The organism is Castellaniella defragrans 65Phen (genome assembly GCF_000612685.1).
Lineage (GTDB): Bacteria > Pseudomonadota > Gammaproteobacteria > Burkholderiales > Burkholderiaceae_B > Castellaniella > Castellaniella defragrans.
On record NZ_HG916765.1, the window covers coordinates 2,055,430 to 2,066,662 of the forward strand.

The following is an 11,233-nucleotide window of genomic DNA, read 5'->3' on the forward strand; positions in this document are numbered from 1 at the left end:
AGCCTAGAAGGACCCGTACGCCGCCATGACCGATACCGATCACAGCTCGCCCGCCTCGACTCCAGAATCGGCGCAGCCCGCCTCGGCGCTGGCAACGGCCCAGGCGGGGGCGGGCAGGGCGCGCCGGGGCGGCTTCGTCCCGGCGGTGGTCTTGCTGGCCCTGCTCGCCCTGATCCTGGGCGGGGCGCTGTACTACCAGAACCAGCAGTACCGCACCCTGCGCGCCGACCTGCAACAGCAGCACGAGCAAAGCGTCCGGCTGGTCCAGGAAACCCGCGAGCAGGCCGGCCAGGCCCTGTCCCTGGTACAGGAGCAGGCCGCCCGGATCGAGGACCTGCGCGGCGCGCTGGACGCCACTTCCGGCCAGGTCCAGGAACTCGACCAGGCCCTGCGGATGATGACCGACAGCGGCTCGGACCTGCTGCTGCTCAACGACATCGACCACCTCGTCACCATCGCCCAGCAGCAGCTCGCCCTGGGCGGCAACGTCGCCAACGCGATCATCTCCCTCGAAGCCGCGCAGGCCCAGCTGGCGCGCGCCAACCGGCCCGGGCTGGCGGCGCTGCAGCAGTCGATCAACGGCGACCTGGACCGCCTGCGCGCCGTGGCCACCATCGACCTGCCGGCCCTGTCGGCGCGCATCGACCGTCTGTCCGACCTGATCGGGACCGCGCCCCTGCTGGTCCCGGATGCCGCCGCGCATCCGGCCGGCCAGGCCACTCCGGCGGCCGCGCAGGCGCCGGCGGCCGGCACGCCCGCCGCCGAACCCCACCCCGCGGCGCAGCCGGCGCCCGAAGGCTGGCGCGCCGTGGCCGCCGACGCCTGGCAATGGACGCGCGACGCGGCCGGCCTGGTCTCGCGCGACCTGCGCAGCCTGTTCGACGTGCGCCGGGTGGACGACGCAGCCGCGCTGCTGATGTCGCCCGACCAGGCCCTGCGCTTCCGCGAAGTCCTGAAGCAGCGCGCCGTGACGGCCCAGCTGGCCCTGATGATGCGCCAGTCGCGCATCTGGCAGGCCGAACTCGAACAGCTCTCCCGGGCCATCGACCAGCGCTACGACATGCGCGCCGAGTCCGCCCGCGAAGCCCTGAAGATCGCCCGCGAACTGCACGACACCCCGATCGAGATCGCCCTGCCCACGGTGGACAACAGCCTGGCCGCGATCGCCGCCGCCCGGGACGCGGCCGCCGAGGAAGACGAGCAGGACGCGCCCGCCCCCGGCGATTCCCTGCGCGACGCGGCGCCGTCGCCCGCCGTCGCCGGCTCGGTCTGAGGGGAGCGCGATGCGATCCTGGATCTGGACCCTGATTCTGTTCGCGGCCGCCGTGGCGCTGGCCCTGGTGCTGCGCGAGCACGGCGGCAACGTCCTCATCGTCGCCCAGCCGTGGCGCATCGAACTGTCCCTGTCGCTGGCGGTCGTGCTCGCGCTGGTGGCCTTCCTGGCGCTGCACTGGCTGCTGCGCGCCCTGAACTGGCTGGGCACCAGCCCCGGCCGGCTGCGCGCCTGGCGCGGGCGCCGCGCCCAGAAGCGCGACATCGAACTGCTCGAACGCGGCTGGATCAACGTCCTGGAAGGCCGCTACGTCCAGGCCGAAAAGGACCTGTCCAACCTGGTGTCGCGCACCCGCTCGGCCGACCGCAAGGTGCTGGCCGGGCTCAGCGCGGCGCGCGCCCTGCACCTGCTGGGCGAAACCGCGCGGCGCGACCAGGTGCTGCGGCTCGCCCAGGAGGGCGCCGGCCAGGATTCCCGCCTGCGCCAGGCCGTGGATACCGTGACGGCGGAAATGTACCTGGACCAGAACCGCGCCGAGGAAGCCCTGGCCCTGCTGGAACCCCTGCAGGACGCCTCGTCGCGCTTCCTGCATGGCACCCGCCTGCTGCTGCGCGCCCATCGCCAGCTCGGCCATGCGGACCGCGTGTACGAACTCACGCGCCTGCTGCTGCGCCGCGGCGCGATCGACGAGACCCAGGCCCGCCAGTTCATCCGCGAATCGACCGCGCAGCGCCTGTCCCGCGTCGAGGAATCCGACTGGAACGCCGTCTGGGGCGACCTGAGCGCCGACGAACGGCTGGATCCCGACGTGGCCCTGGCCGGCGCCCAGGCCCAGGTGCGCCTGGGCCATCCGGCCGAGTCGGCCCGCATCCTCGAAGCCGCCCTGGGACGCCGGCTGGACGACCGCCTGCTGCGCCTCTACGCTCAGTGCGACGCCACGCAGGCCGGTCAGCGCCTGGGCCATGCCGAACTCTGGCTCAGGTCCAGCCCCGACCATGCGGGCCTGCTGGCGGCGCTGGGTCAGCTCTGCCTGGCGGCCCGCCTCTGGGGCCAGGGCGAGCATTACCTCGAACGCAGCCTGGCCCTGCGCGCCGACACCCACATCCACGCCCTGCTGGGCAATCTGCACGACGCCCTGGGCCATCCCGACCAGGCCCTGCGCAACTGGCGGCTGGCCTGCCAGGCGGCGGATGCCGAAATCCCCGCCGTCAGCCGGCTGCTGCCCGCCGCCGACATGCGCGGCGACCCCCGCTTCGACGAGGCGGTCGCGGCGGACGAACCGGCCCCGGCGGAATCGCCCCTGGCCGTGCCCCCCGCGGCCAGCGGCGTCTACGTCCAGGACGAGACGGGCGGCGCCATGGAGCCCGTGGCCGCGCCGGCGCCCCGATCGGCGCCCGAAACGCCGCCCGCGCCCGCGTCCATGACCGCCGAGGACGAATATTTCGACACCGCGCCCATCCCCGGGGTGGACATGTCCCAGACCTCGGACGGCGGCGCGCGCAAGTAGATCGTTTTTTCAGTCTGACCTATCAAGGAACCCCATGAGCCTAGATCGAGTGCCGGCCGGCGACAAGCTGCCTGAAGAATTCAACGTCGTGATCGAAATCCCCATGAACGCGGATCCGGTCAAGTACGAAGTCGACAAGGCCAGCGGCGCCGTGTTCGTGGACCGCTTCATGCTGACCGCCATGCACTACCCCTGCAACTACGGCTACATCCCCCAGACCCTGTCGGAAGACGGCGATCCGGTGGACGTGCTGGTGATCGCGCCGTTCCCGGTGCAGGTCGGCTCGGTGATCCGCTGCCGCGCCCTGGGCGTGATGAACATGGAAGACGAGGCCGGCAAGGACGCCAAGCTCCTGGCCCGCCCGGTGGACAAGCTCTACCCGCCGTACCGCCAGATCGAATCGACCGCCGACCTGCTGCCCGAGGAACTGCAGCGCATCCAGCACTTCTTCGAGCACTACAAGGACCTGGAAAAGGGCAAGTGGGTCAAGGTCCAGGGCTGGTCGGGCGTGGATGCCGCCAAGCAGGAGATCCGCGCCTCCGTCGAACGCTACGAGCAGGCCAAGGCCTGAGGCGTTCCTTCGCCTGTGCGTGCCTGACGGCCCGGCTTCGGCCGGGTCATCGTTTTTGCCGCCGGGCCAGTTTTTTCCGGAGTCCATGATGGATGAAACCGTGATTCCCCGTCCCGAGGCGGCCACCGTGGCCGTCCAGGGCAGCTCGGCCCGCTTTCCCGTGCGGCGCATCTACTGCGTCGGCCGCAATTACGCGGAGCACGCGCGCGAAATGGGCGATTCGGGGCGCGAGCCGCCGTTCTTCTTCGCCAAGCCCGCCGATGCCGTCCTGAACGTCGCCGACGGCGCCGAGGGCGTGCTGCCGTATCCGCCGCTCACCCGGGACCTGCACCACGAAGTCGAGCTCGTGGCCGCGCTGGGCTCGGGCGGACGCGACCTGACGCCCGAGCAGGCGGCCGCTTGCATCTGGGGCTACGCCATCGGCCTGGACATGACGCGCCGCGATCTGCAGGCCGCCGCCAAGAAGTCCGGCCGGCCCTGGGAAACCGGCAAGGCCTTCGATCACAGCGCGCCCATCGGGCCGCTGCATCCGGCCGCGTCCGCCGGCACGATGGCGCAGGGCGCCATCACCCTCTCGGTCAACGGCCAGCCGCGCCAGTCGGGCGACCTGTCGGACATGATCTGGTCGGTGCCGGAAGCCATCGCCTACCTGTCCACCCTGTTCGAGCTGCGGGCCGGCGACCTGGTCTTCACCGGCACGCCGGCCGGCGTCGGCGCCGTCGTGCCCGGCGACCGGCTCGAAGCCGCCATCGAAGGATTGGGCACCCTGCGCCTGCGCATCGGCTGATCCGCCGTCCGCGCCGGTGTCCGGGCCGGCTTCCACGCCGCCGCAGCATGGTTCCGCGGGCGGATCGGACGCCGGCCGCGGATAACGGGCGGCAGGCGTGGTCCGGAATGCGGGCGGCCGGCGGCGCGGAAGGCGGGCGGGACATTTTCAGCCAGCACGGGAAGTGCGAATAGGCGGGCGGGCGAGGGCGGGGCACACTGGGCTTCATCCCGTTACCGGAGCCCGCCATGTCCGCCTTCCTTCGTCTGTCGCGCCGCGCCCGTCCCGGCGCATTCTCCGGCCGCATCCGCCGCGTCCTGCCCGGCGCGCCGTCCTTCGGCGCCGTGCGCGAGCCCTCGCGGCCGGGCGTGCCGCATGCGCCCGTCCTCCTGTCGTCCAGGCCCGTCCCGTCCACCCGGTCCGGGCAGCGCGGGCAGGCGATGGTGGAATACGTCATTGTCGTCGCCCTGGTGGCCGTGGCCGCCATCGCGGTCTACCAGCTCTTCGGTCAGGTGATCCGTGCCCAGACGGCGGCCATGGCGCGCGAGATCGCCGGCGAGGACGGCTCCGAGCAGTCCCGCATCGCCCAGACGGCGGCTGAATCCGCCGCCGCCCAGGCGGCCGCCAAATCGCTGAAGTCCTTCACCGGCAACGCGGCGGCGGGGCAGTGACATGGCCGGCGTCCGCCCCGCGCTGCGCGCCCAGCAGGGCCAGGTCCTGGTGCTCGGCATGCTGCTGGCGGCCGTGCTGGGCCTGGCCTGGATGCGCTATTTCGCCACCGGCCAGGTCCTGGCCGCCAAGACCCGGCTGGTCCACGGCCTGGATGCAGCCGCCTACAGCGGCGCCCTGGTCCAGGCGCGGACGCTCAATTTCCTGGCCTACCTGAACCGTGCCCGGATGGCGCACCAGCTGGCCATGGCGCACCTGGTCACGCTGGGCAGCTGGGCGCACTACGCCGGCATGGAATCGCGCCGCCTCGCTCAGGGCAACCCGCCCGCCCACCTGATCGGCCTGATGTTCGGCGCCGACCACGGCCGCGCTTATCTGGCGGCGGCCGGCGCCGCGGGCCTGGAGGCCCAGGCGCGCGCCGGCGGCGCGCTCGGCCGGGCCTACGCCGCGCACGAGCGCTTCGTCCACGAGCTGTCGGCGGACCTGTCCCGCGTCCTCGCCCGGGACCTGCCCCTGGCGCGCCAGGATGCGATGCAAGCCGTGCTGGCCGGGCATTATCCCGAACGCCGGCCCGAGGACCTGCGGCCCGTGGTGTCTGAAGACGCCTGGCCCGGCCTGCTGCGCCACCATGCGCCGGATGCGCCGCTGTTCGACTGGGTGCGCGATCTGGCCGGCCTGTATCCCTTCCTCGATCCGCGGGACCACACGGCGCGCAATCCCTGGCCGGTCAGCGCCCGCTGCCCGCAGCTGCGCCACGAACTGCGGCGGCGCGGGGGCACGGCGCTGGACGAATCCGGCCGCTGGCGGGCGGGGGATACGCAATCCTTCCACGCGGTGCGCTCCAACCGCTGGATCGGCTGCTACTACCGTGAATACGCCATGGGCTGGGCCTGGATGCCGGCGCAGCCCGGCCAGGCGATGGACGCGAGCCACGTCGAGGACCCGCCGGAGGATTTCGCCGACCAGGATTTCTGGCGCTGGGTGCGGGCGGCGACGCAGTGGGATCTGGTGGGCGGCCGGGACAATCCCCTCGCCAATTCCTATGCCCTGCGGGACCGCCAGCCCTGGTCCTCCCGCGGCCTGGGCGGCTACCTGGACGTCGCGGCAGCCGCCGGCCCGGACGCCGCGTCGGGATTCGTCGTGCACATGGAGCTGGCGGATGCCTCCGGCCGCCCGATCCGCGCCCGCAGCGCGGCGGAAAGCCTGTTCTCCCGACCCGAGCGGCGCGCGGACGGGCTGGACGAGACGCCGAGCCTGTTCCATCCCTACTGGCACGCGCGCCTGGCGGCCGGGCTGTCCGATGCGCCAGGAGACTGACATGGCCGATCACGCATGCCGGGGCGGGCATCGGCGCGGACGCCAGGGCGGCCAGGCCCTCGCCGAAACCCTGGTCGCGCTGGCCGTGCTGGGCAGCCTGTGGGCCGCCATCGCCTGGCTGGGGCGCCTGCAGGATGCCGGCCTGCAGCTGGCCCATGCCAGCCGCCGCGCCGCCTTCGCCCATGCCCACCAGGGTCTGGCGCCGGAGGCGCTGGACGCGGGGGCGGACGGCTACCTGGACGCGCCGGGCCACCGCTGGCGGACGCGGCGGGGCCTGGATCTGCTGGCGGCCGAGGCGCGCCTGGCGCTCGAACCCCTGGATGCCCTCGCCGGCCGCCAGGCCGGCGATCCCGTGGCCGGCGCGGCGGACCTGCGCCGGGAATTGCGGCTGGGCGATCCGACCGTCTGGCGCGCCGCCGCCCGGGCCGAGACCGCCGGCGGGGAGGCCACCACGGGCGCCCTGTCCGATTTCGACCGGCTGGGGCTGCGCCTGAGCCGCCATACCGCCATCCTGCGCGGCGACGGCGCCGCCGCGGGCGATGCCGACACCCAGTCGATCCTGGCGGGCAGTCCCGGCGCCTGGGCCGATGCGGCCGCGGCGTCCCGGTCGGCCGGCCAGTCGGTCCTCGGCCGCCTGCGCGGCGTGGACGCCGCCTGGGGCCGCGCCTCGCCCGACTGGGACTGGATCGACCGCTGGACGAGCAGCGTGCCGCGTCCGCACCTGCAACCCTGGAGACAGCCATGAATCCGTCCATTCCGCCCCTGCGCCCGCCTTCGATGCTGATGGCGGTCCTGCTGCTGTGCGCCGGCCCGGCCTGCGCCGCTCCCGCACCCTGGGATCCGGCCCGTGCCGTCGCGCTGGCGGAATGGTCCTGGGCGGCGCCCCTGGCCTTCGACCTCCCGGGCGCACGCCTGCAGGTGCGGCGTTTCCGGGCGCCGATGGCGCCAGTGGATGCGGCGCGGCGGCTGACGCGCGCCGCGGCGTCCCGGTTCGACCGCCTGCAGTTCTCCGGCTCGGTACTGTCGCTCTCCGGGGTCCATGAAGGCCGGCACTGGCTGGCGCAGCTGCGGCCCGCCGACGACGGCGGCGCGGGCACGGTCGGCCTGCTGTCCAGCCTGGGACCCGAGGAACGCCGCGAGGCCGGCTTCGATCCGGCGCAGATCGCGCCGCCGGGCGCGCGGGCCGTGCTGCGGGCCTCCAGCCGCATGGCCGGCGGCACCGGCCTGCTGGCCAGCTATCTGTGTCCGGGGCCGTATCCGCGCGTGGCCGCCGCCGTGCGGCGCGCGCTCCAGGCGCGGCACTGGCGGCCGGTGGCGGCGGCCGCGGGCTCCGGCGAGGTGGCCGGGTCCGCGCGGGCGCAGGCGGCTCCGCTGGCCGGCGAATGGGCGCGGCCCGATGGCGGGCGCCTGACGGTCCATCTCCACCCCCGGGCCGACACCGTCGCCCTGACGTTCTGGCACCGGCCGAAGGAGGCCTCATGATCCTCACGACGTTCCCGTTTCCCCGCGTTCCCCGATCCGCCGTCCTCGGGACGCTGGCCCTGTCGGCCGGCCTGCTGGCGGCCGGCGCGCTGGCCCTGCACGTGCGCGAGCGCGAGCGGCAGATCGAATCCCGCAGCCGCCTGGACATGGTCGAACGCATCGTGGCCGCCCGGGATCTCGCGGTCGGCACCCGGCTGTCGCCGGACGATCTGGCCGTCCGCAGCTTTCCCGCCCGCTGGGTGGGCGGCGACACCTTGCCGCTGGCCCGGCTGGGCGAACTCGAGGGCCGCGTCCTGGGCACCGCCGTGCGGGCCGGCGACGCGCTGCTGCCCGTGCACACCGTGCGCCCCCAGCCCGCTTTTTCGGCGCATCTGGCCCCCGGCCGGCGCGCCATCACGCTGCCCGTGGATCAGGTCAATTCCCTGTCCGGCCTGCTGCAGCCCGGCGACCTGATCGATCTGTACGTGTCCTTCGATCACCGGCGCAAGCGCCTGACGGTGCCGCTCCTGCAGGGCGTGCTGGTGCTGGCGACGGGCCGCGAGACCCGGACCACGGAAGCCGGCGCCGAGGAATCCTCCTATTCCACGGTGACGCTCGATGCGGCGCCCGAAGACGTGGTGAAGCTGGTCGCCGCCCGCCAGGCGGGCACGCTGACCGCCATCCTGCGCCATCCTGGCGATGCCCATGCCGACCGGCGGGCCGCCCGCGGCGATCTGGCGTCCCTGCTGGGGGTGGGCGATCCGCCGCGCGCGCCGGCCCGGCGGGCCGTCATCCTGTACGGAGCCTCGGGCGCCCGCGCCTTGCCGGCCTGGGCCGATCCAGAGGCGCCGGCGGCGCGGCCCGGCAGCGGCTGGTTCGACCTGCCCGTGGGGCAGGCGCTGGCCAGCGCCTGGATGCATTCCATGGCGGAGCAGGCCATGTCGCCGCCGCTGGCGGTGCCGCCGGACGGCGAGGAGGCCGACGACGCCGCCATGGGCCGGGCCGGCCTGCCGCAAGACCACGACGAGGAGACCCCATGATCGCGCCGGTCCGTCCCTCGCGCGCCGGCCGCGGCGCGCAGCGCGAGGATGCCCCGGTGGAACCGCGCCCCGCATCCGGCCGCCGGCTGTGCGGGGCCTCGCGCGGGGTCGTGCGCGGAACCTCGTGGAGGGCTGTGCGCGGGGCCATGCGCCAGAATTTGTGCCGGACCTCGTGCCGGACCTTGCGCAAGTCCTTGCGCAAGTCCTGGAATCCGTTCAGGGGACGACTCTGGAATCCGTCCCGAGGTCCGTTCCAGCGCCTTTCCTGGCGCCTGTTCGGGAGCCTGTCCGGGAGCTTGTTCTGGGGACTGGCCCTGTCGGGCCCCGTCCTGGCCGCCCCCGTCCCGGGACCCGCCGCCGAAACCCCGCTGGCGCTCCAGGCGGGCGAGGTCCGGGTGCTGGGCATCCCCGGCGTGGCGCGGGTGGCGGTGGGCGACGGCAGGATCCTGAACGCCGTCAGCACCGACGACCGCGAGGTCATCGTATTCGCCCGCAAGCCCGGCTTCAGCACGCTGCACGCCTGGACGGCCGACGGCCAGGCCTACCGCTACGCCGTGGAGGTCGCGCCCGAAGGGGCGCGCCAGCTCCAGGACGAACTGCGCAGCCTGCTGGAGCGCATTCCGGGCGCCCGCGTCACGACCCTGGGCGACAAGCTGCTGGTCGAAGGCGACGGGCTGTCCGACGGCGACCGCCAGCGTCTGGCGGAACTCGGGCGCCGCTATCCGCAGCTGCTGGATTTCACCGGCACGGTCGGCTGGGACCAGATGGTGCTGCTCGACGTGCGCGTGGTCGAAGTGCCCCGCTCCCTGCTGCGCGAAGTCGGCCTGCGCTGGGGCAGCGAGGGAGCGGGGGGCGTCAACGCCGGCCTGGGCTGGGACGGCGGCTCGCGCCGCTATGCCGACCGGCCGGGGGAGACCGTGCTGCCCCTGGCCTTCCCGTCGCCCCAGGCTGCCGGCTACTTCGGCATCAATGCGCTGCTGTCGGCGCGCATCGACCTGCTGGCCCAGGACGGGCGGGCGGTAGTGCTGGCCCAGCCCCAGCTCCTGGCCCGCAGCGGGGCGACCGCCGAGTTCCTGGCGGGCGGCGAAGTGCCCTACAGCACGGTGGACGGCAACGGCAACACCCAGACGGCCTTCAAGCCCTACGGCGTGTCGCTGCGCATCACGCCGTCCATCGAACGCAGCGGCGCCGTGCGCTCGCGCCTGGAAGTCGAGGTCAGCGCCATCGACCCGTCGCTGTCGGTGCCCGGCGGCCCTTCCCTGAAAACCCGGCGCACGGCCACCGAATTCAACGTGCGTTCCGGCCAGACCCTGGTGCTGGCCGGATTCCTGTCGCGGGACACGGCCCGCAACGTGGACCGCCTGCCGGGCCTGGGCGATCTGCCGATCCTGGGGGCCCTGTTCCGCTCCACGCGCTTCCAGCGCAACGAGACGGAGCTGGCCATCCTGGTGACGCCCCAGCTGGTCACGGCGGAGCATCCCGACCTGCGCCGGCGCGTCCAGCGCGCGGATGCGATCCTGGAGCGGGCCTTTCCGGCCGAGCCCGCGCTGATGGCGCCCGTTCGCCCCATGCCCCTGGCTGCCGCCCCACGGCCCCGGCCGTCCTGGAATCCGCGCGCCGTCGGCCCCGGTTCGCAATGGCAGGGGGCCGCCGGGCCGGAACCCCGCGCCGGGGAGGCCATGCCATGAGATCCGTCGTGAGAACCGCCATGAGATCCGCCGTGAGATCCGCTTGGGGGCTCGCACCGGGATCCGCCTTGCGATCCGCCATGAGGCCTGTCATGAGGCCTGCCATGCGATCCGCGGTGAAACAACACGTCATGCAATGCGGCATGAGATACCCTGTGCCGCGGCTCCGTCGCGGGATCGTGGCTCGGCGCCGTGCTCACCGGGCGGTCGGGGAGGCATGATGGACGGCATCGAACTCGACCTGTGCTTCGAGGATGGCCGCCGCCGGCGCGAGCGGCATGCCCTGCCGCTGTCGATCGGCCGCGACGCCGCCAGCGGCCTGGTCCTGCGCGCCTGGCGGGTCGGGCGCCGGCACGCGCGCCTGCTGCGGCGCCAGGATGAAATCTGGATCGAAGACCTGGGTTCCCTGTTCGGCACCGTCGTCAACGGCGAACGGGTCGCCGCGTACGGCCCTCTCCTCGCGCACGACGAGGTGGTCATCGGTCCATGCCTGATGCGTGTCCTGCCGGCGGGGGCGGAGACCGTGCCGCAGTCGGGACCGGCCGGCCCGATCGGAACGCTCGCGGCCGCCCCGGGCGGGTTCGCCTTCGCCGGAACGGTGGCGCGGGGCGGCGCATCAGCGGGCGGCGCGCTGGAGAACGGTGCGTCGAAGGGTGCCACGGCGGGCGGAATCGCCTCCGGGGGGATCGATCCGGAGGGCGTGGTTCGCTGCATGGCTTCCTCCCCTGGGGCCGCCCAAGGCGGAGCGGTTCCAGGCGGGATCTCCTTCCACGAAGCCGTCCGGGGCGGAATCGTTCCAGACGGAACTCTCGCTCATGAAGCCGTGCCAGGCGGAACCATGCCGGACGGAATCGCTGCCGATGGCCTCGCGGCCGATGCCCGGGCCCAGACTCGGGCCGGCGGGGCACGCCCGCATGGCGGCCGCTCGAACGAGGCGCCAT

10 protein-coding genes and 1 pseudogene are annotated in these 11,233 nt (G+C 73.8%); all 11 read left to right on the plus strand.

What is annotated here, in order from left to right:
• Nucleotides 1-25 precede the first annotated feature (25 nt).
• Nucleotides 26-1,273 carry a uroporphyrinogen-III C-methyltransferase gene (locus tag BN940_RS09180; protein ID WP_052355745.1) on the plus strand — a complete coding sequence of 416 codons (1,248 nt, stop codon included), beginning with the start codon at nucleotides 26-28 and terminating at the stop codon, nucleotides 1,271-1,273.
• Nucleotides 1,274-1,283: 10 nt separating this feature from the next.
• Complete coding sequence (locus BN940_RS09185) at nucleotides 1,284-2,780, plus strand: heme biosynthesis HemY N-terminal domain-containing protein (RefSeq protein WP_043682367.1); 1,497 nt, start codon at nucleotides 1,284-1,286, stop codon at nucleotides 2,778-2,780.
• Nucleotides 2,781-2,814: 34 nt separating this feature from the next.
• Nucleotides 2,815-3,351, plus strand: a complete 537-nt coding sequence (ppa, locus tag BN940_RS09190) for an inorganic diphosphatase (RefSeq protein ID WP_043682371.1) — start codon at nucleotides 2,815-2,817, stop codon at nucleotides 3,349-3,351.
• Between the two features lie 88 nt (nucleotides 3,352-3,439).
• Nucleotides 3,440-4,138 (plus strand): fumarylacetoacetate hydrolase family protein, encoded by a 699-nt coding sequence (locus BN940_RS09195; protein ID WP_043682374.1) that lies wholly within the window; start codon nucleotides 3,440-3,442, stop codon nucleotides 4,136-4,138.
• A 419-nt stretch (nucleotides 4,139-4,557) separates the two neighbouring features.
• Entirely contained in the window at nucleotides 4,558-4,788 is a 231-nt protein-coding gene (locus BN940_RS09200; protein WP_043686616.1) for a hypothetical protein, read from the plus strand.
• A 1-nt stretch (nucleotide 4,789) separates the two neighbouring features.
• Nucleotides 4,790-6,103: a hypothetical protein gene (locus tag BN940_RS09205; protein ID WP_043682377.1), complete on the plus strand. Its 1,314-nt coding sequence runs from the start codon at nucleotides 4,790-4,792 to the stop codon at nucleotides 6,101-6,103.
• A 1-nt stretch (nucleotide 6,104) separates the two neighbouring features.
• Entirely contained in the window at nucleotides 6,105-6,848 is a 744-nt protein-coding gene (locus tag BN940_RS17920) for a hypothetical protein (RefSeq protein ID WP_052355746.1), read from the plus strand.
• Nucleotides 6,845-7,585, plus strand: coding sequence for a hypothetical protein (locus tag BN940_RS18975; protein ID WP_043682380.1), 741 nt, complete (start codon nucleotides 6,845-6,847; stop codon nucleotides 7,583-7,585). The genes BN940_RS17920 and BN940_RS18975 overlap by 4 nt, the downstream gene beginning before the upstream one ends.
• Entirely contained in the window at nucleotides 7,582-8,604 is a 1,023-nt protein-coding gene (gene cpaB / locus BN940_RS09220; protein ID WP_084330606.1) for a Flp pilus assembly protein CpaB, read from the plus strand. The genes BN940_RS18975 and cpaB overlap by 4 nt, the downstream gene beginning before the upstream one ends.
• A 296-nt stretch (nucleotides 8,605-8,900) precedes the next feature.
• Entirely contained in the window at nucleotides 8,901-10,292 is a 1,392-nt protein-coding gene (locus BN940_RS09225) for a type II and III secretion system protein family protein (RefSeq protein WP_052355747.1), read from the plus strand.
• 220 nt (nucleotides 10,293-10,512) lie between these two features.
• A pseudogene (locus BN940_RS20300) lies at nucleotides 10,513-10,764 on the plus strand (FHA domain-containing protein); the annotation flags it as partial.
• Nucleotides 10,765-11,233: the final 469 nt, after the last annotated feature.

Coding starts and splice junctions, on each gene's coding strand:
- BN940_RS09205 (WP_043682377.1), top strand. CDS start 4,790: ATGGCCGGCGTCCGCCCCGCGCTGCGCGCCCAGCAGGGCCAGGTCCTG.
- BN940_RS09200 (WP_043686616.1), top strand. CDS start 4,558: ATGGTGGAATACGTCATTGTCGTCGCCCTGGTGGCCGTGGCCGCCATC.
- BN940_RS18975 (WP_043682380.1), top strand. CDS start 6,845: ATGAATCCGTCCATTCCGCCCCTGCGCCCGCCTTCGATGCTGATGGCG.
- BN940_RS09195 (WP_043682374.1), top strand. CDS start 3,440: ATGGATGAAACCGTGATTCCCCGTCCCGAGGCGGCCACCGTGGCCGTC.
- cpaB (WP_084330606.1), top strand. CDS start 7,582: ATGATCCTCACGACGTTCCCGTTTCCCCGCGTTCCCCGATCCGCCGTC.
- BN940_RS09180 (WP_052355745.1), top strand. CDS start 26: ATGACCGATACCGATCACAGCTCGCCCGCCTCGACTCCAGAATCGGCG.
- ppa (WP_043682371.1), top strand. CDS start 2,815: ATGAGCCTAGATCGAGTGCCGGCCGGCGACAAGCTGCCTGAAGAATTC.
- BN940_RS17920 (WP_052355746.1), top strand. CDS start 6,105: ATGGCCGATCACGCATGCCGGGGCGGGCATCGGCGCGGACGCCAGGGC.
- BN940_RS09185 (WP_043682367.1), top strand. CDS start 1,284: ATGCGATCCTGGATCTGGACCCTGATTCTGTTCGCGGCCGCCGTGGCG.